This window comes from Nostoc sp. ChiSLP03a, from assembly GCF_034531215.2.
Classification (GTDB): Bacteria; Cyanobacteriota; Cyanobacteriia; order Cyanobacteriales; family Nostocaceae; genus Nostoc.
Genome location: NZ_JAVRBQ020000050.1, coordinates 1 through 24,453 on the forward strand (window position 1 = coordinate 1; position 24,453 = coordinate 24,453).

Consider the following 24,453-nt stretch of genomic DNA (forward strand, 5'->3'; position numbering starts at 1 on the left):
GCTCATGGGGGAAACCCCCAAGACCGCGCTGGCTCCCCTTATAAAGGGGGGAACCAGAAAAACATATCAAAGTCCCCCAATTTATCGGGGGATTTAGGGGGATCTAGATATGTGTAACTTCACATTAAATTGGTATAAGAACAATTTACTATCTCGAATTTCCATCGATCCAAATATTTGTTTCGGTAAACCTTGTATTAAAGGTCATCGTATATGGGTTTCTTTAATTCTCGACCTTCTTGCAAGTGGAGAAAAAATAGAGACAATTTTGGAAGAATATCCTGGTTTGGAAAGAGAAGATATTCTGGCTTGTATTGCATACGCTGCGGAGATTACAAGAGATAGCTATGTAGAAAATTCGATAAGGAAGTATTCAAGAATATCAGGATATTGAGGTGGAAACAAAAAACAAATGACGGAAGCATACCATATTACTCTCAAGCCTGTTTACTCCCAAACCGTCTCGACACCTGACGGAGTGAAGTTACCTAAAGATTGGTTGCTTTCTTGGCATCAAGCCGTAACTTTAGAAGCGTTGCGCGATCCAAATATTGATGTAGTGTTCAACACTGCGATGACTGGTGATGGTAAAAGTCTAGCGGCTTACCTAGAAGTGCTTCAGGGTGAATTTTCTGCGATCGGACTTTACCCAACCAACGAACTCGCCCGCGATCAAGAAACGCAAATTAAAGGATATATTGAGAAATTTCAGCCAGACAATCAGCCGCGTGTAGTGCGCCTCAGTGGGGCTGATTTAGAGATTTATGCCGAAAATGAGGGATTAAAAAAAGGAGCTGCGATCGCAACTCTCACTAACCAGAGAGAAGCATTATTAACCACCCCTGATATTTTTCACTACTTGCATAGAGGTGCTTACATAATTCGTGGCGATAGTCCAGATAAGTTATGGGGCAGAATTGATAAAGATTTTGACTTATTTATTTTTGATGAATTTCACGTTTTCGCAGCTCCCCAAATTGCTAGTGTAATTAACACAATGTTGTTAATTCGCTATACAAATCGCCGCAAAAAATTTCTGTTTCTCTCAGCTACACCAGATACAAACTTAATTGGGCGACTAGAAAAAGCAGGATTTCGTTGTAAAGAAATTGATCCTCTAAAACAAAATAAATATCAATTTCCCGATACACCAGAACAAGGACAGCAGCTACAAGCACAGGGATGGCGGCAGGTAGCACGGACAATTTCGTTGAATTTTATTCCTTTGGAACCATCCTTTAAAGCTTCGGAAACCTGGCTAAAAGAAAATAGTGAGTTAATTTTGGCTCAGTTTCAGCAGTATCCAGGAAGTAAAGGCGCAATCATCCTTAACTCAATTGCAGCAGTCAAACACCTCACTCAGTTTTTTCGGGAAATATTACAGCCTTACGGATTGAAAGTTGGGGAGAATACAGGGTTATCGGGAAAAGGAAAAAAGGAGCGGAGTCTTTCTGCTGATTTGGTTATTGGTACTAGCACAATTGATGTTGGAGTTGATTTCAAAATCAATTTTATAATTTTTGAATCATCCGATGCAGGTAACTTCATCCAACGTTTAGGGCGGTTAGGAAGGCATGACGAATATGAGAAAGATGGTCAGAAAATCAAGTTTGAGAATTTCACAGCTTTTTCTCTAGTTGCTAACTTTTTGGTAGAGCGTTTGTTTAAAGGGGATACTCCACCGTTAGAAGTGAATAGTATTTGCGATCGCCCCTATTTTCACAATACAATTACTGAGAATTATCGACAAATCAACGATTTTCGTGGTTATTATCGTCGTTGGGGGGCTGTGCAATCATTTTGGTTATGTTATCAACTGAGCGATCGCACAATCAAACAACAGTATGCCCAAAGCCGAGACAAGTTTCAAGAAGCCTGTGAACAAGTATTTGAAACAAGTCTGAAGTCACAAGCCGGACGTATTCAAGGATGGGCGAAAGATTGGCAAGCGCTTTCAGGTAAATCAGCAAATCCCATTGCTGATGATGCTGCCAGTTTTCGAGGTTCAAGTCCTTTGCAGTGTGGTTTATACGACTTAACGGAAGAAAACGAAGCAGATAGGTTTAAAACCTACGATTTACCGGGTATTTTGGGCAATTTAGAAATTGAAATGTGGACGGAAGCGGCATTTATACGGACACTCAAAGAAACCGCAGAACGCACCAGACAACCCATTACCAAAGGTAGATTTGCTTATTGTCTAGCATTTATGAAGTTGCGTTCCTACCGAGAGGAACGGCTGAACTGGAAGTTTACCTATTCTGGAAACTTGCAGCCAATTGCTGACGCTTGGAAAGTTCAGGTTTTGACTGGTGTGGAAATTTGGCAACCTGACAACTATTGGGTTGCAGAAATTAACAAACGCCTAAAAAAGGAAGGTTTGGTCTGTTACGTGATTCGCCGTCCTCTTGCTGAAGTGCGGATGCAGCTAAGGCTACCAATGAATTTTCAAATTTATGGCATCAGCGATCAGTATAGCTTTCATGATGCTACTGCACCGTATGCGATCGCTTTTGGTCACTCTGCGCTGCTGCTAGATACGCTTGCTTATACGTTTAAAAGCAAAGGAGATGAGATATGGGTTGCTTGAGGTTTCAATCCCTAATAGGGATTTTAGTGATTCAAAGTCTGAAGGCAGAGGAACGAACAGTAGTACGTTCACAGGGTATTGTTTCAATCCCTAATAGGGATTTTGAGTGTTTCACTGCCCTAGACTTATACTATAGTGTACAGGTTTTATGCAGGGTAAAGGAGTTTCCCTGGTTAATACACTGTAAACTCTATATACTGATCGTTATTCTATGCAAAAGCAATGCAAAACCAGAATGCCGACCTCCACCTGATTCGCACGGTACTTAAACAACTTCATTATTTAGTTGACGCAATGGAAGCAGTACGACAGCAGAATGTCATTCAAGATAATCAGCTAGCTGACCTTGAGCATCGCGTCAGTTTTTTAGAGACAAATTTCGGACATCAAGTTTGTCGAAATGAGAATTTACAGAATCTCGTGGATTTTCATTACCCACCAGATTAAGACACTGTTTGCAGCGTACACACCATAAAACAATCTACCGTCACTACATAGCTAAACATGAACGAACAACATCTATTGGAAAGAATCACTGTCAACCCTCAAATCTTTAGTGGTAAACCAATTATTCGAGGTCGTCGCCTTGCAGTTGAACATATTTTGGGGATGTTGGCGGCAGGAGATACTATTGAAACCTTGCTAGAAGCTTATCCCTGGTTAGAACGGGAAGATGTACAAGCCTGTTTAGTTTATGGACGGCTAGTTAGTCATGAACGAGTTGAACTTTTTCCGTTATGAGTAACCCAATTTCAGACGATTACAGAGATTTGCTAATGGAAATAAAACAGCGTATTCGTTCAGCCCAGTACGAAGCACTAAAAGCAGTTAATCGGGAAATGATTAACCTCTATTGGGACATTGGACAGATAATTATTACTCAACAGCAGGGCGCTAGCTGGGGAAAATCCGTAGTAGAACAGTTAGCAAAAGACTTACAAGCAGAGTTTCCAGGAATTAGCGGATTTTCTGCTGCTAACCTCTGGCGGATGAGGCTTTTTTATGAATCTTATGTCAACAATGAAAAACTCGCACCAATGGTGCGAGAAATTGGATGGAGTCACAATCTGGTCATTGTAGAGAAGTGCAAAGATAACCTAGAACGAGAATTTTATATCAGAATGACTCGTAAATTTGGCTGGACAAAGAATGTTTTGATTCACCAAATTGAAAATCAAACTTATGAAAAGACTCTGTTGAATCAGACTAACTTTGATAAAACTGTTCCAGCAGAGATTCGTAACCAATTAAAACTAGCTGTTAAAGATGAATATACTTTTGATTTCTTGGAACTAGCAGATGAACACAGTGAACGACAGCTAGAACAGGCGATTTTGGCAAGAGTTGAACCATTCTTGCAAGAAATGGGTGGGCGGTTTACTTTTGTTGGCAGTCAGTATCGCTTAAAAGTTGGCGATAAAGAATTTTTTATCGACCTGTTGCTGTATCACCGCCAATTAAAATGTCTAGTTGCGATTGAGTTAAAAACTGGAGAGTTCCTACCTGAGTATGTGGGAAAAATGCAATTTTATCTGGCGGCTTTAGATGATTTATCTCGATTCCCAGACGAAAATCTCTCAATCGGAATTATTCTTTGCAAATCCAAGGATAAAACTATTGTTGAGTATGCACTGAGAGAATCGAATAAACCAATTGGTATAGCAACTTATAAACTGTTTTCTACGTTGCCTCAAGAATTAAAAAATCAGCTTCCGGCTCCAGAGCAAGTTGCCAAGTTGCTAGAAGGCGTAGAGTAAAAAACTGGAGTTTGAAAATGTCTAATGATGATTGGTTATCAGGTGATTTTGGTTTTGATGGTGATTCTTCAGACCGTACCATTGAAATTGAAGGCGAGTTACTAACACTCAAGTTATTACGAGAAGCAATTCAGGCTCAAAATCCAGATGATAAGGTAATGGCAGACTTTGGCGAGTATGTTTTACCAAATCTGTTACGGATAGCTATTGGTGTAACAGCGAAAGGCGGTAAGTTTTTTGATGAAATTGACCAACAGCGAGAAGCTGAAGGAAAAAGTAAAGTCAGACGTGATAATGCTGCTGACCAATCACTAAATACTCACTTACTCAATGGTTTATTCCCCGCTAATTTAATTGAGAAACGTTTAGAAAAACTTAATACCACAGTGCAGCGAGTGGTGAAAGAGCGAGAACGGCGTTTAGTAATTGCTGGATTTATTTTACATGATTTTGAAAAGTTTCCTGATGTTCCTGAAAACTGCCGCAAACTACCGCTAGCAGAACATCGTGAAATTATTGATAAAAAAGTTCACCAGTTAGGGTTGAATAACTTTATAAATCCAGAAAATACTGAAGCTTATCGAGAGTATCTAGATGATTTGTTGTGTATGGTTTATAATGCTCAACGTCGCTGGGATACTAACTGGAATTTTTCTGAATTTGGGTTGAATCCTGTTCTCAAAGACCGTACTCTTCGTAGTTTATCTGATTTAACTTGTTTGGCTGATTCTCTTGCCTCAATTGTTAAACATCCCCAGGATGCAGAGAACTCCAGGCTCCAAGAAGTTATACATAATTTGAGTGATGGACAACTGAAATTTACATATCACAGCATTGCTGAAAACCGGGGTGTATTAACTAATGTAGTTAATAATGCCTTAATGAAAGCATACACTAGCCTCAATACTGAGGATCAAACCTACTATGAAATACTGCTTTACCTACCCACAGGAGTAATTTATTTAGCTAGAAAAGATGCTCCAAAAATTAGTCGAGAAGGATTAGGCGATCGCGTTATTGATACGATAAAACAACTCTGCGCTAACCAACTTCAACTCCGAAAAGTTGGATTCAGTCGGGGAAATATTGGGATGAAATATGCTGACTACTACAATCTCTTCCTCGACATCAAAGGCTTAATGCAGTTTACCGTTGATGCAGTACCGAGTAAAGTAAAAACCAGCAAGGCAGCAGATAAAGCTACTAATTTAGCTCAATTCCAGCGTAAAGGTATTTTAGCTAAGAATATCGAAATCGATTTTGCAGAAGATATTCGTATAGATCATTTGGCAGAATTAGGAGCTTTAATAACTGGAAAATTTTGGAAAGAGTATCTTGATAGAGTTAAAGCCCTAATTAAAAACAACAAAGAACTCCCTTCAATTCCAACTATTAATCTTACAGAGATAGCTATTGATTTTCTTAATTTATCTGAGTATAAATCTGAAGTTATTGCACTTCAGCAACTTAAAGATACTGGAGGCATAGCGTATGACTGGTATTATATTGCAACGCAATACCTTAAACGTAATCTAGGACAAGAAGACGTTCGTGAAATTTGTCAAAGTCTGGTTAATCGATGGATAGAAGTTATTGAACCAATCATTAATCAGTACAAACTACCTGATGAATGGAAAGATTTAAGGGATTGGTGCGATCGCGTGATTATGCTTCCAAATGAAACGCGACAAAAATCACCTACCGACCAAGCCGAAATCTTTTTTAAAGAGTTGGCAAACTACAACGCCGCGAAAAAACCAGGGCGAGGGAAACAATTAATCTGCTCAATTTCTCATTCTGCTTACACGGTTACTGAGCAAATGGAATCAGCAGTTTTATTTACGCCACAAGTTTATACCAATAAGCAAATGTTAAGAGGTGCTAACGCTAAACGTAATATTTCCAGTATTGCAGGTATGGAGATGATGCTGAGGCAAATCTTGATGAATCAAACTCAAGCTGTAGGTAAGAAATTTGAAGATGGTAAATATCGCTATCTCTATTTTTATCCTACTTATTACTTTACTCCAGAGACTAACAAGTTTTTACAGAAAGCATACAATGGTATTGCTCAAACTCGCTTTGATACCAGCGTTCGCAATCATTTTATCAGTAAAGATTTACAGGCGAATTTGGGACGCGATCGCTACCAAAGTGTAGATAGTTTTTTAATTGATGAAAACCTCCAGCGTGACAAAGACCGCACCTTTAAGCTTTCCTATCCTGAAGACCAGCCTTTAACATTTTACTTCATGGCGCTCCCGCCAGGAAGAGACAGCACCGATACCGAATCATGGGTAATGCCAACTTGGTTAGCATTTGCTTTCCCGATGATTTTAGATGTTAAAACTGTGGTTTCAGAGTCGCCAATTCCACCTTTTAATGATGGGGCTGAGTTTGAGGAAAGTGTTTTCCTTGATAGTGCGCCTCATGCTTTCCGTGCTTTAGTAAGACGCGATCGCTTCCGTCTTGACTACATCCTCGAAGGTTGGAATGAAAACGGCATCCAATACCCAGCACCTTTAAATGTGCTTACCGCCGCTTATGCCATTCATTTAGATGTGAATGCTAAACAAGGTAAGTCTGGTTACGATGCCAACTGGGGAAGATTTACTGAACTGGCTAAAGATTTTGAAACCAGTCCGTTGTACGTCTTTTCTTATCTCAATCGCTGGGTGCGTAATCAGGGTTCGGAAACAGCGCGAATTGAAAAAATTCGGCTTTATGCCTATCATTTTTATCCTTGTTTTGACCCTTATGTGAAATATGACACTAATATGGAGCAATTAATTGTAGGAGAAGTATCAAGTCTGAATCATCCTAAGAAATTAACAGATTTATACCGCAGATTTTATCGAGCTAATAAGCGTTATAATCCTAAGTCTAATGCTGTCTTGAAACCAGTTGATATTGCGGCTGAAACTATACTCAAAGCTGAGTCAAGCGTGTTTCAGGGAGAAACATTAGTTGCGGCTGTTGCAGCAGAAGTTTTTAAACTGATGGATCGCGTTCATTCTTCTACTGCTGAAGGGCGCTGGATCATGAGCAAACGAGAAGAAGAACGGCAAGCTGTTCTAGATTTTGCCAAGTATTTTGTAGTGGAGGTATTTGATACCTCATTTGCAGGCGATCGCGCTCGTTTGGCAGGCCGTCAACTCAACTTAATTCGAGATACCTGTGAATTTCTTTATCGTCTTGAAGATGACAAAGAAAATGCAGCAAGAAATGAAAATATTCCTGTAATAGATGATGTTAATGAACCGGAATAAATTCTTCCTCTAAAAATAAACAAGTAGTAAACAATTTTTTGGAGAAAATCATGGCAATTTTAAAAACTGTTGAATCCAAATTCTTTCAAGCTGAAATTCCTTACAAACCAATGGGGAAATATGCTCATTTTTTGACCATCCGTATTACCGAATCTTATCCACTATTTCAAACAGATGCAGAACTGAATAAAGCACGGGTAAGAGCAGGAGTTAAAGACAAAACCACAATTAGCCGTTTGTCAATGTTCAAGCGCAAACAGTCTACTCCAGAGCGTTTAGTTGGTCGGGAGTTGCTGCGTAACTATGGATTAATGACGGCTGAAGAATGTGAATACAACGTGAATTTTGCAATGGATAATCCTGATTGCATCATCTACGGATTTGCTATTGGTGACTCTGGCTCTGAAAAATCAAAAGTTGTGGTAGACACAGCATTTTCAATTACAGCTTTTGATGAATCACACGAAACATTCACCCTCAACGCTCCTTATGAAAATGGTACAATGGCTTCCAAGGGTGAAAATGGTTCTAAACCTGGTGAAGTTACCAGTCGAATTAATCAGCAAGACCATATTAGACCGCAAGTTTTTTTCCCTAGTATTGTCACCTTGAAAGACCCCACTGAAGCTAGCTTCCTTTACGTTTTTAATAATATCTTGCGGACTCGCCACTATGGAGCGCAAACAACCCGTACAGGTCGCGTCAGAAATGAGTTGATTGGTGTTGTATTTGCTGATGGAGAAATTACTAGTAACCTGCGTTGGACTCAGGCAATATATGACCAAATGAAATCTAATAATACTATAAATCCTCCCGATCCACTAGATGAAGATGATGTAATTACTGCTGCTAAAAATGCTATTGAGGCGTTGATGGCTGATGAGTTTATTGTTCACACAGATTTCATTGGTGATGCTTTTGTATCCCTAATTAATGAAGTCAAAACTTTAACAGGAAGTGAGAAAGGTATTCAGGCAATTTTAGAGAAGGCTGATGCAGAAGCTAAAGATTACGCCAAGAAGCATATTAGCAAGAAGAAAACTACTGCTAAAGTGGGGAAAGAGTAATGGTGTTTATTTATCGCTGTCAATTGGAGTTGCACGACAGCCTATATTTTGCTACTCGTGAAATCGGGCGACTGTATGAAACAGAGCCAATAATCCACAATTATGCTCTTTGTTATGCACTGGGTTTAGTTGATAGCCAAATCTACTCTACTACCGTTGCTGAAGAACATTCCTATCGCTATTTTTGCCCCGAACAAGTGCCAAAATATGAGGAGCATTTAACGCCACTCAATCAACAGCAAATTTATGTAACCCCGGCGCGATCGCTCAATCATTCTTCTATCCTCAACACCTGGAAGTATGCTAACAATAACTACCACGTTGAAATGGAGAAAACACAGAAAAATATCCCTAGTTTTGGTAGAGCAAAAGAAATAGCGCCAGAAAGTGTATTTGAGTTTTTTATCATTTCGCAAAAAGAACTCAAATTACCAAAATGGATTCGCTTGGGTAAATGGATGAGCAAGGCTGAAGTGACGTTTGAACCATTACCGAAACCTAAAATTTCTGAAGGTATATTCACTTGTACACATCCATTAAATCCTTTAGATGTGATGTTCACCAATCAAGTAATTAGCTATGACGTAGTGAATATGCCTCCAGTTAGCTTAATTCAAAATGTCCAAATGCGAGGGCAATATTATCAATTTGATGGCATTCAAAACTTAAAAATTCCAGTTCGGATAGAATATCGGTTTCGGAGTTAATCACTTTCCAAAGCCTTTACGACAGCTTTTATTTTTTCGAGGCTCTATCGTCATTAACTCGGCTTTAAAACCTCTAGAATCTTGCAACATTAACTTACGTATTCGCTGGCGTTGGTAAGTCTGCACTTCAGCAGCTAGGGGATGATTAGAGTCAATTTTTAGATGAGTAATAGAAGAAACATATTTTTCTTTACTTTCGGGATTATTTGGATCTTTTAGTCCGCACATAATCCCACCTTCATCTCCTGAATAACCAACGAAATCAATTTCAAATTCTCTGTCTGGATCGGCGTTTACTCCTTTTTGCTTTAATGTCTTCAAAAACTCCTTCCCTGCTCGTGCTTTAATGGGTAAGTTGTCTTTAAGTTTTTCAGTTAGTGCCTTGGCTGCATTGTAATCATCAATTATCATTGATCTTTCTCGCTATGTAGTTTTTCTCACTTAAAAGAATACTACTATCATCACTCGACAGTCTTTAAAATTTTAGATACCACATTCAGCGATCGTTCCTCTATCCCCCGTGAAACACTATCAACAACAAACCAACGCTTTCCCCAGCGATTACCTAAACAACTTGTGGGGAGAAATCCAAGCTTGTCCTTACTTTGCTATAAACAACCTTAACCGTGATTTTGTCGCCACTAAAGGATTTTCTGTAGTATTTCAGCGTTCTGGATTAGCAAAAGTAGAACAGCAGTTTCCCTACTTCAAGCCTTACTTAGATTTAGCTCTCCAGCCGAGTTGTAATGCTTTTTACCTCAATCCTTTACAACTCAAAGAAGGCTCCCGCGTCGATCCGCATATCGATCGCTCTCTACGTTCCTACTCCAAAACCATTGAACCGCCTGCGGTTGTCAGTGTTCTCTATGTGCGCGTACCAGCAGATATGGAAGGGGGAGAACTGGTATTGCGATCGCACAAACGCCAACTTGGGCAAATTAAGCCCCAATTCAATACTTTGGTTTATTTTCAAGGTGATTTAACCCATTCGGTTAACGCTGTCAAAACCCCAGGAAATCGCCTCAGTCTCGTTTGCGAACAGTATAGTTTGAGTGATGCTGAACTCCAGGAAATCCCTGAGTTTACTGTAGAGTCAAGAAGCACTCAGTCTACAACCAAAAAAAGAAAGTATGCCTCATAGTTTAGTGTTGAATTTGCTACCTCAATCGCCCATTCCACCACAGTATCTCACAGGTAGACATCTCCACGCCCTATTTTTAACCCTTGTTAGTTCTGTAGATAAAGAATTAGGCGATCGCTTGCACGATTCCACCGCAGATAAAGCTTTCACTCTTTCTCCCCTGCAAACTAACTCCCCTCTTTTGAAGGGGGGTAGGGGGGGATCTAAATTGCAATATTCACATCAACAACCCATTCCCGCCGGAACTCCTTGTTGGTGGCGCATCTCTTTATTAGATGACACTTTATTTGGCAAACTTACCCAACTCTGGCTAAATCTTAATCCCAATCGCCCTTGGCATCTTGGCCCGGCTGACTTGTATATTACCAGCATTCAAGGCACGCCCCAATCTATTCAACCTTGGGCGAATGCCAGTACTTACGCTCAATTATACGAAGAAGCTAGCGACCGCAATTCTTCCATTAATCTTACCTTTTCCACGCCTACTGCCTTCCGTCAAGGACAGTATGATACTACTCTTCCTACCAGAGAATCTGTCTTTAATTCCCTACTTTTGCGGTGGAATAAGTATAGTGGTATAGAATTTACTCAGATTGCAATTGAGTCAATATTTCCCTCATTTGTCAATATTCACACAGAAATATTAGCAGACTCTCGTAGTAAATTTATTGGCATCCTTGGCGAAGTTAACTACAAGATTTTGGGAGCAATTGAACCAATACAAATTAAGCAAATTAACGCTTTAGCTGACTTTGCTTTATATGCAGGAATTGGTCGCAAAACAACAATGGGCATGGGAATGACGCGACGGCTGTATTCTCCATAATTTCAATAATCATTTAAAAACCACCTAATACAAATTTGAGAAATTATTATGACAGATGGATTAATAGAACCCAGGCAGAGAAGACGATTTCCAATCCAAAATTTAAAATCTAAAATCTAAAATGGTATAAGTATGAACCAAACCGAATATATTTCCATTGCGGCATTGAATCAATATGCCTATTGTCCGCATCGCTGTTGGCGGATGTTTTGTGCAGGAGAATTTACCGATAATCAATACACAATTGAAGGCACTACATTACACGATCGTGTCCACACCACAAGCGATATACAGCGAGGAGAAACTTGGCAGATTCGGGCAATTTGGCTAAAGTCTGAGCAATACAAACTCATCGGTAAATCTGATTTAATTGAAGCCGAATCTGGTCAAGTTTATCCAGTGGAATACAAACGAGGACGCAAAGGCGAATGGGATAACGATGAATTGCAAGTTTGTGCCCAAGCCTTATGTTTAGAAGAAATGACAGGACAACCTGTAACTACTGGATATATTTATTATGCCCACTCCCATCAACGGCAATTAGTAGAGATTAATCCAGAGTTACGGCAAAGTGCGATCGCTACTATTGAATCTGTGACAAATCTCCTAGAAACAGGAGCAATGCCAAAACCAGTTTACAGCAAACGCTGCCAAGGATGCAGTCTTTATTCGCAATGTTTACCCAAAGCAACCGATAAGGTCAAAAGTTATCAAGAAGTCAATTAAATCATACTCTGGTAAATTCTTGCTTGAGGACATATTAACTTTCAAGACTGTTCAAATAAGATCCCCCCGCCTGTGGCGACACCCTTAAAAAGGGGGTAAAGGAGGAAGATAAGCCCCCCTTTTTAAGGGGGGTTGGGGGGATCTTCGCGTAGTAAATAATAAGCTAACAAAATTGTATTGAGTTTGATAACTTTCAATTAATTAAGGATTAAATCATGGGAACACTTTACGTAACACAAGCTGATGCTTTTATCGGTAAAGTTGACGAACGTCTCACCGTTAAAGCTGAACAAAAAACTATCATGGATATTCCTTTAATTAAACTAGAGGGAATTGTAGTACTAGGACGAGCTACTATTTCTCCCGCCGTCGTTAGTGAACTTTTAGAGCGTCACATTTGTTTAACATTTCTCACACAAAACGGACGATATTTAGGGCGTTTAGAACCAGAAGCGACTAAAAATATTTTTGTTCGTAAAGCCCAATGGCAAGCTGTGGGAGAATCACAACCAGCAATACATTTAGTTAGAGGATTTGTGCGAGGTAAATTGAAAAATTACCGCCACACTTTACTTCACACTCAGCGAGAACATCCCGATCTTGACCTGAATAATAACATCACTCGATTGGAAAACGCGATCGCACCAATCGAAAACACTAACAATATTGATTCTCTCAGAGGCTTAGAAGGTGCTGGTAGTGCAGCTTATTTCGGTTGTTTTCAACAGCTAATCAAAACCTCAGAATTTATATTTGAAGCCAGACGCCGCCGCCCACCAACCGATCCAGTTAATGCTCTACTGAGTTTTGGGTATTCATTGCTACGTCATGACGTACAAAGTGCTTTAAATATTGTTGGTTTCGATCCCTATCTAGGATACTTACACGTCGAGCGTTATGGTAGACCTTCTCTAGCCTTGGATTTAATGGAAGAATTTCGTCCTTTAATAGTGGATGCTGTAGTGTTGTCGCTGATTAACAAGCGATCGCTAACCCTAACTGACTTTACCACCGAACCGCTCAGTAGTGCTGTGTCTTTAACCAAAGAAGGACTGCATACATTCCTTCGCGCCTATCAACAAAAGAAACTATCGAGTTTCAAACATCCAGTCATGGGAAACAAATGCACCTACCAAGAATCCTTTGAAATTCAAGCGAGATTATTAAGTAAGTATCTGATGAACGAAATCGATAAATATCCCCCTTTAATTCTCAAGTAATTTGTAATTTATCCCTCTCCCCTACTTTCCCATGTATATTGTTGTCAGCTACGACATTCCAGAAGATAAACGTCGGACTAAAATCCATTCTGTTCTCAAGTCCTATGGACAATGGATGCAACTGAGTGTGTTTGAGTGCGATATCACTTCTACTCAGTATGCTAAACTGCGATCGCGTTTGGCAAAATTGATTAAACCCGACACTGACAGCGTTCGTTTTTATTTTCTCTGTGGCTGTTGTCAGCGAAAAGTCGAACGCATTGGTGGAGAACAGCCACGAGACGAAACAATTTTCTTTGCTGAGTCTCCTTCTAGCTAGGTTTCTGCATCTCAAATGCGCGGAAGGGTAGGTGTAAAAATTTCACAGCTTAAAAAAAGTGCTTCTATCCCAACTCCAGCAAGGCTTTGAAGCCATTAGTCGCCTAATCCTCATCCGCGCAATCCCCAAAATGCTTATCAAAATACGATTTCAGCCTTTAAATTTTCCTGGCGCTCTTTCAAAACGAATTCTCTAATGCTATGATTGCTCCAGAATCGCGCAACCGCACCTTGAAAACTAAATACAGCTTGGCTTTCAGGCTCCCGCTATTGCAATTTATCAAAATCCCTATTAGGGATTGAAATTGACAATCTGCCTAACTCCCTCATCTCCGATAGATTGCAATTTATCAAAATCCCTATTAGGGATTGAAATACTTTTCAGCATTTTCATGATACAAGTAAAGTGAATTGCAATTTATCAAAATCCCTATTAGGGATTGAAATAAGTGGTAATTTGAGTGGGGACAAAGTATTACCACTTGAATTGCAATTTATCAAAATCCCTATTAGGGATTGAAATGTGGCTTTTCGTCTAAGCCGCAGAATTCCCTAATTGCAATTTATCAAAATCCCTATTAGGGATTGAAATTCTTTATCCCCAAACAAACGCAGACAAGCTCTTGGGGAGAGATTGCAATTTATCAAAATCCCTAGTAGGGATTGAAATATCTTCTATCCGAGGAAGACATCACGGAATAATATTGCAATTTATCAAAATCCCTATTAGGGATTGAAATTTGGCCTTCGGGTATTTTTAGACGGTGTGGACTTATTGCAATTTATCAAAATCCCTATTAGGGATTGAAATTCAAGAAATGCAAAGCTGTGGTATAAAGCCAGTATTGCAATTTATCAAAATCCCTATTAGGGATTGAAATATTATTATTGGGGTACGCGAAGATTTGGGAATCGAAATTGCAATTTATCAAAATCCCTATTAGGGATTGAAATTGCTTATACACGGCATTTATTTGAGTAGCTAGCGCGTATTGCAATTTATCAAAATCCCTATTAGGGATTGAAATGCCGATTTTATCCGGCTCACAGAAACGGTTAGTACTATTGCAATTTATCAAAATCCCTATTAGGGATTGAAATTGTATTTACCGTATGGAGTAAGAACGCTTCATCAAATTGCAATTTATCAAAATCCCTATTAGGGATTGAAATTAAGTGAAAATACAGCATTTGCTACATTGGGTAGAATTGCAATTTATCAAAATCCCTATTAGGGATTGAAATAAATCACTAATTATCAAACTTAACTTACTAGTTAAGATTGCAATTTATCAAAATCCCTATTAGGGATTGAAATGACCCAACAGCAACAGTTGATTATATTCATGAACAAATTGTATTGCAATTTATCAAAATCCCTATTAGGGATTGAAATTAAGCCGCTTGTGAATGCAGATATAGAATGCACATATAATTGCAATTTATCAAAATCCCTATTAGGGATTGAAATACATGTGGGAATGAGAAAGCGATCGCTTTTTACTGAAATTGCAATTTATCAAAATCCCTATTAGGGATTAAAACATTTACTTATAGGTGTTCGTTATTTACTGAACACCTGAAGAATTTAGTTAAGCTTCAGCAATATCTTTGTTAAGCCATCGCCTAACCGCTCAATAGATTGTTGCTGTTTAGGATCTTTTAACGTGCCATCAGCATTAAAAGCTTCATAAGCTTTGGATACTGCTATTTGATCGGGAAGTACCAAAACTTTGATGTTTCCCAAAATAGAGCGCAGGTGAACCAATCCCCGCAAATCACCAAGAGCGCCTGGGGAAGCGCTCATAATACTAGCAACCTTCCCTGCAAAAGCAGTCAAAGCCAAAGGTGCTTCATTTTGATATGGACGAGATGCCCAGTCAATGGCATTCTTCAAAACTGCTGTGAGTGAACTGTTATATTCCGGCGAAGCAATCAGCAATCCTTGATGAGAAATCATCAAGTCCTTAAACGTGCGGGCGTTGGCTGGTAGTCCTTCTTGAGCTTCCAAGTCTTCATCATACAAAGGTAAGGGCAAATCGCGGAGGTCTACATAAGTCACTTCTGCGCCAGCTGCCTTAGCGCCAGCCGCCGCGATTTTTACCAGTTTTTTGTTGTAAGAATCTATCCGGGTGCTGCCTGCAAAGGCGAGGATTTTCGGTGTAGATGCCATAATTCTAGGTTGAATGGGAAGGATTAACCTGTTCAACTGCATTATCCTGTTTTCAGGCGATCGCTGTTTGCTACTTTTAGAGTTTCTTTACAAATTTCTCTCAGATTATGGCGAATTGGTCAGATTCTTATCTCGGCAAGTTACGACAAATTGTAGGCGATCGCATACTTCTGTTATTTAGCGTATACGTGATTATCGAGGATAACTTAGGGCGCGTTCTGTTGCAAAAACGAAGTGATTTCAAAGTTTGGGGGCTACCTGGTGGCTATCCAGAAGTAGGTGAATCTGCCGAAGAATGTTCAGCACGAGAGGTTTTTGAAGAAACTGGTTTAACGGTTAAGCGTTTTGCAGCTGTGGGGTTTTCTTCCAATCCAGCCTTTGAAACTGTAACTTATCCCAACGGCGATCGCGTCCAAACCTTCAATTTGATTTTGCGAGCTGTTGAATGGTCAGGCAGCCTCGCTTGCTTAGATGGAGAATCGCTGGCGCTGGAATTTTTCGATTTGGCAGACTTACCTAAGTTAATGCCAAACGATCGCGCTGTTTTAGAAAAGTTTCAGGAATACAAAAAAAGCGGCGAATTTCTGATGTTCTAAAGCATTTTTTCTAAGAACTGCTTGGCGCGATCGCACTGAGGATTTTGGAAAAACTCGCTAGGAGTAGTATCTTCAGCTAAACTTCCCCGATCGAGGAACATAATCCGATTGGCAACTTCTTTGGCAAAGCCCATTTCATGAGTAACAATCGCCATTGTCATTCCAGAAAGCGCTAAATCTTTCATCACTTCCAGCACATCTTTGACCATTTCGGGATCTAATGCAGAGGTGGGTTCATCAAATAAAATCATCTCTGGTTCCATTGCTAATGCACGGGCAATCGCTACTCGCTGTTTCTGTCCCCCAGATAATTTGGATGGATACACAGACACTTTTGATTCTAAACCTACCTTCTTCAGCAATTCTAAGCCATGTTCTGCTGCTTTTTGCTTGTTTACTCCTTTCACCTTTATCGGCGCGTAGGTGACATTTTCCAGCACATTCATGTGGGGAAACAAATTAAAATGTTGAAATACCATCACCAAATGCTGGCGTACTTTAGCAATGTTGGCCTTGGGATTGGTAATTTCTCGGTCGTGAAAGTAGATTCTGCCTCTGGTGGGTTGTTCTAGCAAGTTTATGCATCGTAAAAAGGTAGACTTACCCGAACCAGAAGGGCCTAATATGGCAACCACTTCCCCTTGGTAAAACTCAGTGGAAATATCTTTGAGTACGTCGAGTTTGCCAAAGGATTTAGATAAGAATTCCGTGCGAATGATTACATTACTCACTTTCTCGTAACCTCCTTTCTAAAGCGGATGCACCCAAGGTCATACCCATTACCAAAACATAGTAGATTAACCCTGCAAATAACAGTGGTTCAAAATAAATATATTTGTTTGCACCAACGATTTGGGCGCTGCGTAATATTTCCACTACCCCAATGGTTGACACCAGGGCGGAATCTTTAAGCAATCCGATAGTTTCATTTACCAATGCTGGAAGAATGTTCTTTAATGCTTGGGGCAAAATCACATCCCACATCATCAACCAATAGGGAACACCCATAGACATCGCCGCTTCACTTTGTCCTTTATCCACCGCTTGAATTCCACCTCTAATGGTTTCCGACATATAAGCGCCAGAATTTAGGGTAAAAGTTAGCACCCCAGCCTCCAATGCGGAAATGTCATAGCCTGTAAGCTGGGGTGTTGCGTAGTAAACCAACGCCAACTGTAATAACAAAGGTGTGCCTCGAAAAACAGAAGTGTAGGCGTTAGCAACCCAGGTAAGCGGCTTGATGCCGAGAATTTTTAACAGAGACAAGATTGTTCCCCAGATTAACCCCAAGGTTACAGATAATAGGGTAAACAACAAAGTTAACGGGATTCCCCGCAGAATAAAGGGAATGTCAGGAAGAATTCTGGTGAAGTCGAGATTCAATCCGCCTTTGGCAGGAGTTGAAGATGCAGAATTGGCGGCAGTATTCTGTGAAAACCATTTGGTGACAAGTTTAGCCAATGTGCCATCATCCTTCATTTGTTGAAGAACTTTGTTAAACGGTTCTACAAAGGAAGAACCTTTGGGAAAAGCGATCGCCGATCCACTTGCTTGCTCTGAGGGAATAGTATTAAATTCTAAATCTGGGTTAGCTTGGGCAAATCCCTTAGCGACGGTATCCTCAACAATTGCGGCATCAATTCGCCCAGATTTGATTTCCTGAACTACTTCCGGCACTTTATTGAGTTGCTTTAGCTGAATACCCGCAACTTTTTTCGCAATTTTTTGGGCATTTTGTTCTTGTATCGTTCCTAGTTGCACCCCAACTTTTTTCTGTGATAAGTCTTGGGGTTGCTTCAGATTGCTACCTTTAGGAGCGACAATCGTATCTTTGGCTTCGTAATAAATAATTGAAAAATCAATGTTTTTCTGACGTTCTGGAGTCGGAGTCATCCCAGCCATGACAAAATCAGCGCGATTTGCTTGGATTGCAGGGATTAATCCATTAAAATCGGATTCCATTATTTTAAGTTTAAACCCTAGTTTTTCAGCAAGGGTTTTGGCAATATCTATATCAAAGCCAACGATTTGGCGATCGCCTCCTTTCGTATCATAAAACTCATAAGGAGGATAATCTGGGGAAGTAATCATCGTCAGCGTGTCTTTCCCTAAAGGTGAAGCAGCCTTTAGAGAATTACTATATCCTGTGATGATGCTGATTCCTACTACTGTTAGAACCAGTATCGTTAATAGCCATAATTTTTTTTTCATCAACTTGATATTTCTTTAGAGACAGCCTCTAAGAAAGAAGGATCGTATTAGCAGCTAGCCAAATATTTTAGTGTATCTAGAAGTTTTATGCAGAAGCTTTTAAATCTGCACTATTTTTTAAACCACTTTATCTCTTAGCAGAAAATCTAAAAGACGGCGAACATAAGCACCCCACGATTCAGCACTAGGTGGAAAAACTGATGCATAAAGCATAATACTGCTGATTGTGTCGAAGAATAAATCAGAGTCGGCATCAGCTTGAAATTCACCTCGCTCCTTCGCACGTTTTAGCACGATCGCAAAAGCTTGCCGTCGAGGCTGTAGATATTTTGTCCAATACATCCGAGCGAACTGAGGATTGGTTAATGCAGTGCTAACAATCATAGCAACAGTCTGTTTTCCTAAAGAGTTGAGTGTAAGTTGTGCAGCACTCTCAATCAGAGAATCGATGTCACCCCAGAAACTCCCTGTATCAGGTATCGCAACTTCTTCTCTGAGACTTTCAATCGCATCTGCAATCAACTCTTCCTTAGAACTATATCGGCGATAAATCGTGGTTTTGCCTACTCCAGCACGGGCAGCGATCGCATCAACGCTCATGTGAGTAAAACCAACCTCTATCAGTAAATCAATTGTCGCTTGGATAATTGCCTGATGAGACTCAACACTGCGAGGTCTTCCAGGTCGCTTTTTAGCAGATTCACTCATGTAGAAAGAATTTAATATTAATTTTTATCTCTGACAGACAAGCTATAAATGTGATTTATATTTGTATTTGATATTATCGATACTAATAGTATCGATAATATTATTGACAAACCTATGTCTTTGCGAACTCGACCCCAATATACCAACAAAAATAGCACTCAAACTTTACGTCAAGGGCTGGAGGAATACTACGCGGTTAATTTCGATCTCACTCATCCCAGTACTCAACCAGAGGATTTTGCCAAAATCTTGCTTGCTCATGATGCTAGTCACGTCATTTATGGCTGTGATACAGATATGTACGATGAACTTAAGATTTTGCCGCTGACATTTTGGACGAGTGACTTCAAATTTAGAGATTGGTTGCATGAGCGCCAAAATCCATCTGTAAATGTGATGTACGAAGACTTGATCAAACGTCATGGTGTGATTTGGTTATACAGTTCCATCTTTTTTGAATTACTGCGATTAACGCCAGAATTGATTTCAATGTGGGTAAAAACTCGCAATCATCAGATTTTTGTGCCATTTCTTAACTTTGAACCAATGTTAGACCGTTCACTATTAGAAATTCGTCAAGAGTTTGACCTTTTACCTTTCATCAAATAGACTTCTTTGTTTGCTCGCCTCCAGCAACTTAACGCTGGCATAAATTGCATCAATATGAGGTGTGGGAATTTGAGTAAGTTTTCCCAATTCTGCCACCGCGCCAACGATCGCGTCTATTTCGGTAGCGCGTCCGGCTTCGATATCTTGTAGCATTGAGGTTTTATGGGCACCAACGTTTTCTGCGCCATTAATTCGCTGTTCTAAAGTGATACCAAACTTTATACCTAAGTTTTCGGCGATCGCTTGAGTTTCACTCATCATTTGCCCTGCTAGTTCGCGGGTGAGGGGATAGCGGCAAATATCCTCTAGAGTCGCACCAGTTAAGGCACTGATCGGATTAAATGCCACATTTCCCCACAACTTGATCCAAATTTCTGTGCGAATTTGATTGCGGATTGGGGCTTTGAATCCTGCTTGTTTTAAAGTTTGTGCTAATAATTGGATGCGTTCGGTTTTAGTGCCGTCGATTTCACCCAGAGTAAAGCGATCGCCTTCAATATGTTTAATTACACCTGGTTCAATTATCTCAGTTGCCGGGTAAACCACACAACCAATAGCGCGTTCAGCACCGATACTAGTTTCAATAATCCCATCTGGATCGACAGATTTAATTCGCGTCCCTTCATATTCACCGCCATGCTGACGAAAGTACCACCAAGGAACGCCATTTTGGGCTGTCACCACCATCGTGTGAGCATCGTAGAGTGCAGGGAGAAAAGGTGCGATCGCCGGAACACTGTGAGCCTTCACAGTTAAAATTACGACATCCTGTGGCCCAGCTGACTGAATATCGCTAGTTGCCAGAAATGGAGTAGCAATTTGGCTAGAACCATCTGCCATAAACAACTTCAGCCCATTTTTTTGAATTGCCTCCAAATGAGAACCACGCGCGATTAATGTCACCTCTTCACCTGCCAGTGCCAATTTTGCCCCTAAATATCCACCAATCGCACCCGCACCAACAATACAGATTTTCATTTTGTCAAAATAATATGAGTCGTAGAAGACGGTATCCAATTAAGTTCCCAGTAGTAAATTCTCCAGTTGAGAGTGGGAAGATTCACAACTACTACTCATAACTCATAACTCATAACTCATAACTCATTACTCATTACTCATTACTCCTAAAGCTTTGCATTGCTTCTAATAAATCTTGATAAACAGATTTTGAGGCAGCTACGATCAATCCAGGCATACTATAGTTTTGACAAGTATGCAGTGGCGGTAAAGTTGAACCGTCCACAGTAGTTATAATCCAGCCAGCCTCTTTTGCAATAAAAGCAAGTGCAGCACTATCAAGAAACTTGCCCGACTTGATGATTGCTCCACTCAAGTCACCACTGAGAATACCATTGAGATTGGGAATTTGAATATCACTAGAGTAATCATTCGCTATATCGATTACTTTATATCGATCTTTTAATAAATGTGCGATGGAATTCATTCCCCATCCCAATAAAATAGCAGGTTTGGCGGATCTTATATCTAATGGGACACAGGCTTCTAAGTTCATGTCTAGCGTGCCTTTAAAAGCACCTTCACCTCGAAGGGCATAAAAATAAACGTTTTGGGCAGGAGAAATGGCAATTACTGCTTCAAAGTCATCCGCATTTAGAATACTGAGAATAATTTGGTAATTAGAATGTCCATCCATATAAAACTTCGTACCATCAATCGGGTCAAGTGTTACTAAGTAATCACCTTCTGAACCAAGTTCGATAGCGCGAAAATATTTGGTATTATTAGAACTTTCATATTCTTCACCATAAAAGCGAATATCTGGAAAAGTTCCTAGTAATACTACTTCTACTAAATTTTGAATAGCCACATCTGCATCAGTAAGAGCGGCACTAAAAAAGTTATTTGCTTCTTCTTTAGCAGGAAGTGCAGCAATTTTTGGTTGTAGAAAATGGGCATAGGCTGCTGCTACTTTGAGATGGGGGAGTAAAGTCTCTAAAATTAATCGAGTAGTTGGTGTTGTGGACATTGCAGCAAACTCCTTTTAGAAATAATCTATCGTCAACAGGGCGATAGAATTCTATATCTAGACAAAATTACGGTATCATTTGGATGCAATGATACCACCGTTGCTATATTACTTTAATTTGTATGTTTCAATGAACCATAGAAAACTTGCGATTTTTCTAGCAAATTTAATGGTTTAAGACCGAACGTCAATACTTAGTACAGTATTTCATTAATTTATCGCAAATTAAATTTGACCATACCCTACAATGCTAATGCGTCGGCTTGTATTGTTAATACGTCGGCTTGTAAAGTGCGCTCAAGTGCCGATGATGAAGTCAGCTCAAAATAGAAGTGGGTTAAGGGGCGGTGATTAGGGTCGCAGAAAAACTAATGGGTAATTCCCTATCTTCTAATCTTAAATTTTCAAAACCTGGTCTAGTTGGTGCAGAAAAAACTTCTAAATAACCTGGTGTCGGCAAAAAACTAGCGAAAAATGGACTAGAATAATTTTTTCCCGAAGTGGAATATGCAAAACCCTTACCCGTTAACTGCTGAGTATTAAGACTAATTAAATTATCAACATCAAAAGGTTCGTTTCCTGGCATTGAAGTCCCGGCGGGTTGCAGACCAGTAATTGTTTCATCATTTCGCGTACCAGTAATTCCAGTAATCAGGTAAAAACCTAAATCGTTTGGGGTGTCATTAGTGGTAAAAGTACCATTCGCCGCTATGCCAGTACCAGAATAATTCCAGTTCCAACTTAAAGCAGAAGCGGCTGGCATTGTCCCGAAAACTAATCCAGAAGTCATGGCAAGGAGTATAGCAAATAGAGCTAGATTTTTCATGTAACTCGTTAGTGCGATCGTTCCCGTGTATTATACGGAATTAGGAAAGATTGTATTATCAATCTTGCCTATTTACTTAGCAGCGATGCCTACGGCGGGCTACGCCTACGCCTAACCATACCAAAGCAGCATCAACATTATTAACCTGCTCCCCTGGCGGTACAGCTGGACGATTTACCATCACAACCTTTACGCCCAGTTCTCGCGCGGCAATGATCTTGGGTTTTGTCGCATTGCCACCGCTATTTTTACTGACGATGGTATCAATGTTATTCTCAATCAGAATTTGTCTCTCATTATTGAGGGTAAAAGGCCCGCGATCGCACAATACCATTCCCGGCGGTACTAAAGCATCTTCGCCAGGAGGGTCAATCATCCGCATCAAAAACCAAATTTTCTCTAAATGAGCAAAAGCGGCGAGTTCCTGTCTACCAACTGTCAAAAATACCCGCTCTGACTGATTTTGCAGGGCTAGTGCTGCGGCTGCAACACTGTCAACTTCAATCCAGCGATCGCTACTTTCTTTTTCCCAAAGCGGACGGATTAACATCAAACGGGCTACTCCAACTTCCGTTGCTGCATCTGCCGCATTGAAGGAAATCTGACTAGCAAAAGGATGGGTTGCATCAATTAATAAGTCGATTTGCATGACTCGCAGATAGCTAGCTAATCCAGCCACACCCCCGAAGCCTCCAACCCGCAAATCACCCAACGGTACTGACGGTTCGCGGGTGCGGCCAGCTAGAGAGGTGATTACTTCTAACCCTTGGATAGTCGTAGCTTTGGCAGCTAGTTCTGCTGCATCACCCGTCCCACCCAAAATCAAAACGCGCATCATTTAGATAGATAAAGGTGGAATTTTTGCCAAAATCCCCTTTTTCATTGCTTCTGGACGCTTTGACCAAGGCAATAAACCATCTGCTTTAGCATAGTATTGGCTAGCACATTCCAGCACAGCAGAGGCACTCCCATCAACGGTTAAATCACCAAATAAATATGTTAATTTGCCTTTAGCAGCAAAGGCGACTACACAAGAACGATTACAAGCACTCATACATTCAACTTCCTGAATCGGGAATCGATCTCGTAACTCCCAATCTTGTGCAAGCTGCTGAAGTTGGTGTAAAAGTTTTTCACCACCACTTTCACCTAAGCGTTTTCCATTTTGCCAAACACTGGCACAGGTCTTGCAAACAAATAAAGTATGTTCAGCAACTTCCATTGGATTGGTTGGGGAAATATTTACAGTAGTAGTCATCTGTACCTCGCAGATATGTGAAACTGATAAATCTACTTCGGCGGGCATCCTGACTCACTCAACTTGAGATTTTCTTTAATCTCAAATTGGTTCACAGTTGCGGGACAGCGCCGGATTTGCACCGAACTTTCCCCGTTACCTCTGGTGGCTGACTCCCACCAGAACCGAATAACCTTATTGATCGTACACTAAAGTTATCGGAGAATACGAAACAGCAAACTTTGCGCTAACGCTCAAACTGGACGACAACCAGATAAAATACTGTGCATTTTTACTACTTCAACTGTATTGAAATTGACCAATAGCTTTTATAGAATGACCTCTAATACCAATTTTTTATAAAGCTGCATAGAATTCGATCCCCCCTAGCCCACGCCAGTCGCTCATGGGGGAAACCCCCAAGACCGCGCTGGCTCCCCTTATAAAGGGGGGAACCAGAAAAACATATCAAAGTCCCCCAATTT

25 protein-coding genes, 1 CRISPR repeat array and 1 riboswitch are annotated in these 24,453 nt (G+C 40.3%); of the genes, 15 read left to right on the forward strand and 10 right to left on the reverse strand.

What is annotated here, in order from left to right; all coding sequences use genetic code 11:
* The first annotated feature begins 109 nt into the window (after window positions 1-109).
* From RMY32_RS08375 to cas5d, 8 genes are all read left to right on the forward strand, one after another.
* The gene (locus RMY32_RS08375) at window positions 110-394 is read left to right on the forward strand and encodes a DUF433 domain-containing protein (RefSeq protein WP_322713622.1); all 285 of its coding nucleotides are present in this window, start codon (window positions 110-112) and stop codon (window positions 392-394) included.
* Window positions 395-412: 18 nt separating this feature from the next.
* The gene (cas3, locus tag RMY32_RS08380; protein ID WP_322713623.1) at window positions 413-2,590 is read left to right on the forward strand and encodes a type I-D CRISPR-associated helicase Cas3'; all 2,178 of its coding nucleotides are present in this window, start codon (window positions 413-415) and stop codon (window positions 2,588-2,590) included.
* 222 nt (window positions 2,591-2,812) lie between these two features.
* Window positions 2,813-3,037 (forward strand): hypothetical protein, encoded by a 225-nt coding sequence (locus RMY32_RS08385; protein WP_322649856.1) that lies wholly within the window; start codon window positions 2,813-2,815, stop codon window positions 3,035-3,037.
* A 57-nt stretch (window positions 3,038-3,094) separates the two neighbouring features.
* A complete protein-coding gene (locus RMY32_RS08390; RefSeq protein WP_322713624.1) occupies window positions 3,095-3,331 on the forward strand; it encodes a DUF433 domain-containing protein in 237 nt (78 codons plus the stop codon).
* Entirely contained in the window at window positions 3,328-4,347 is a 1,020-nt protein-coding gene (locus RMY32_RS08395) for a YhcG family protein (protein WP_322713625.1), read from the forward strand. Before RMY32_RS08390 ends, RMY32_RS08395 begins: the two co-directional genes overlap by 4 nt.
* A gap of 17 nt (window positions 4,348-4,364) precedes the next feature.
* Entirely contained in the window at window positions 4,365-7,616 is a 3,252-nt protein-coding gene (gene cas10d, locus RMY32_RS08400; protein WP_322713626.1) for a type I-D CRISPR-associated protein Cas10d/Csc3, read from the forward strand.
* 50 nt (window positions 7,617-7,666) lie between these two features.
* Complete coding sequence (gene cas7d, locus RMY32_RS08405; protein ID WP_322713627.1) at window positions 7,667-8,683, forward strand: type I-D CRISPR-associated protein Cas7/Csc2; 1,017 nt, start codon at window positions 7,667-7,669, stop codon at window positions 8,681-8,683.
* A complete protein-coding gene (cas5d, locus tag RMY32_RS08410; protein ID WP_322713628.1) occupies window positions 8,683-9,390 on the forward strand; it encodes a type I-D CRISPR-associated protein Cas5/Csc1 in 708 nt (235 codons plus the stop codon). Before cas7d ends, cas5d begins: the two co-directional genes overlap by 1 nt.
* Here the strand turns inward: cas5d and RMY32_RS08415 are convergent, their stop codons facing one another.
* Window positions 9,391-9,801, reverse strand: coding sequence for a hypothetical protein (locus tag RMY32_RS08415; RefSeq protein WP_322713629.1), 411 nt, complete (start codon window positions 9,799-9,801; stop codon window positions 9,391-9,393).
* A 109-nt stretch (window positions 9,802-9,910) separates the two neighbouring features.
* On the opposite strand from RMY32_RS08415, the gene RMY32_RS08420 reads away from it, so the two are divergent.
* The 5 genes from RMY32_RS08420 (at window position 9,911) to cas2 (ending at window position 13,622) form a co-directional block, all read left to right on the forward strand.
* Window positions 9,911-10,531, forward strand: a complete 621-nt coding sequence (locus RMY32_RS08420) for a 2OG-Fe(II) oxygenase (RefSeq protein WP_322713630.1) — start codon at window positions 9,911-9,913, stop codon at window positions 10,529-10,531.
* Complete coding sequence (gene cas6 / locus RMY32_RS08425) at window positions 10,521-11,357, forward strand: CRISPR-associated endoribonuclease Cas6 (RefSeq protein WP_322713631.1); 837 nt, start codon at window positions 10,521-10,523, stop codon at window positions 11,355-11,357. Before RMY32_RS08420 ends, cas6 begins: the two co-directional genes overlap by 11 nt.
* A 132-nt stretch (window positions 11,358-11,489) precedes the next feature.
* Window positions 11,490-12,083, forward strand: coding sequence for a CRISPR-associated protein Cas4 (cas4, locus tag RMY32_RS08430; protein ID WP_322713632.1), 594 nt, complete (start codon window positions 11,490-11,492; stop codon window positions 12,081-12,083).
* 215 nt (window positions 12,084-12,298) lie between these two features.
* Complete coding sequence (cas1d, locus tag RMY32_RS08435; protein WP_322713633.1) at window positions 12,299-13,303, forward strand: type I-D CRISPR-associated endonuclease Cas1d; 1,005 nt, start codon at window positions 12,299-12,301, stop codon at window positions 13,301-13,303.
* 31 nt (window positions 13,304-13,334) lie between these two features.
* Complete coding sequence (gene cas2, locus RMY32_RS08440) at window positions 13,335-13,622, forward strand: CRISPR-associated endonuclease Cas2 (protein ID WP_322713634.1); 288 nt, start codon at window positions 13,335-13,337, stop codon at window positions 13,620-13,622.
* 268 nt (window positions 13,623-13,890) lie between these two features.
* A CRISPR array of direct repeats spans window positions 13,891-15,166; the repeat unit is 37 nt; unit sequence ATTGCAATTTATCAAAATCCCTATTAGGGATTGAAAT.
* A gap of 43 nt (window positions 15,167-15,209) precedes the next feature.
* Here cas2 and RMY32_RS08445 read toward each other — a convergent pair.
* Entirely contained in the window at window positions 15,210-15,794 is a 585-nt protein-coding gene (locus RMY32_RS08445; RefSeq protein WP_322713635.1) for an NAD(P)H-dependent oxidoreductase, read from the reverse strand.
* Window positions 15,795-15,901: 107 nt separating this feature from the next.
* On the opposite strand from RMY32_RS08445, the gene RMY32_RS08450 reads away from it, so the two are divergent.
* A complete protein-coding gene (locus tag RMY32_RS08450; protein ID WP_322713636.1) occupies window positions 15,902-16,390 on the forward strand; it encodes an NUDIX domain-containing protein in 489 nt (162 codons plus the stop codon).
* Here the strand turns inward: RMY32_RS08450 and RMY32_RS08455 are convergent.
* From RMY32_RS08455 to RMY32_RS08465, 3 genes are all read right to left on the reverse strand, one after another.
* Complete coding sequence (locus RMY32_RS08455; RefSeq protein WP_322713637.1) at window positions 16,387-17,121, reverse strand: amino acid ABC transporter ATP-binding protein; 735 nt, start codon at window positions 17,119-17,121, stop codon at window positions 16,387-16,389. The two genes, RMY32_RS08450 and RMY32_RS08455, sit on opposite strands and share 4 nt — an antisense overlap.
* On the reverse strand, window positions 17,114-18,601 hold the full coding sequence (locus tag RMY32_RS08460) for an ABC transporter permease subunit (protein WP_322713638.1): 1,488 nt from the start codon (window positions 18,599-18,601) through the stop codon (window positions 17,114-17,116). The genes RMY32_RS08455 and RMY32_RS08460 overlap by 8 nt, the downstream gene beginning before the upstream one ends.
* A 117-nt stretch (window positions 18,602-18,718) precedes the next feature.
* Window positions 18,719-19,309, reverse strand: a complete 591-nt coding sequence (locus RMY32_RS08465) for a TetR/AcrR family transcriptional regulator (protein ID WP_322713639.1) — start codon at window positions 19,307-19,309, stop codon at window positions 18,719-18,721.
* A gap of 114 nt (window positions 19,310-19,423) precedes the next feature.
* On the opposite strand from RMY32_RS08465, the gene RMY32_RS08470 reads away from it, so the two are divergent.
* On the forward strand, window positions 19,424-19,918 hold the full coding sequence (locus tag RMY32_RS08470) for a hypothetical protein (RefSeq protein ID WP_322713640.1): 495 nt from the start codon (window positions 19,424-19,426) through the stop codon (window positions 19,916-19,918).
* On the opposite strand, the gene RMY32_RS08475 is transcribed toward RMY32_RS08470, so the two are convergent.
* The 5 genes from RMY32_RS08475 to RMY32_RS08495 all read right to left on the reverse strand — a co-directional run bounded on the left by RMY32_RS08475 (window position 19,901) and on the right by RMY32_RS08495 (window position 23,989).
* Window positions 19,901-20,896, reverse strand: coding sequence for a 2-dehydropantoate 2-reductase (locus tag RMY32_RS08475; RefSeq protein WP_322713641.1), 996 nt, complete (start codon window positions 20,894-20,896; stop codon window positions 19,901-19,903). The genes RMY32_RS08470 and RMY32_RS08475 overlap by 18 nt on opposite strands.
* A gap of 133 nt (window positions 20,897-21,029) precedes the next feature.
* Window positions 21,030-21,905, reverse strand: a complete 876-nt coding sequence (locus RMY32_RS08480; RefSeq protein ID WP_322713642.1) for an inositol monophosphatase family protein — start codon at window positions 21,903-21,905, stop codon at window positions 21,030-21,032.
* 337 nt (window positions 21,906-22,242) lie between these two features.
* Window positions 22,243-22,731, reverse strand: coding sequence for a PEP-CTERM sorting domain-containing protein (locus tag RMY32_RS08485; protein WP_322713643.1), 489 nt, complete (start codon window positions 22,729-22,731; stop codon window positions 22,243-22,245).
* A 76-nt stretch (window positions 22,732-22,807) separates the two neighbouring features.
* Complete coding sequence (locus RMY32_RS08490) at window positions 22,808-23,566, reverse strand: cobalt-precorrin-6A reductase (RefSeq protein ID WP_322713644.1); 759 nt, start codon at window positions 23,564-23,566, stop codon at window positions 22,808-22,810.
* Window positions 23,567-23,569: 3 nt separating this feature from the next.
* On the reverse strand, window positions 23,570-23,989 hold the full coding sequence (locus tag RMY32_RS08495; protein WP_322713645.1) for a DUF1636 domain-containing protein: 420 nt from the start codon (window positions 23,987-23,989) through the stop codon (window positions 23,570-23,572).
* Between the two features lie 21 nt (window positions 23,990-24,010).
* Window positions 24,011-24,173, reverse strand: a riboswitch (cobalamin riboswitch).
* Window positions 24,174-24,453 lie beyond the last annotated feature (280 nt).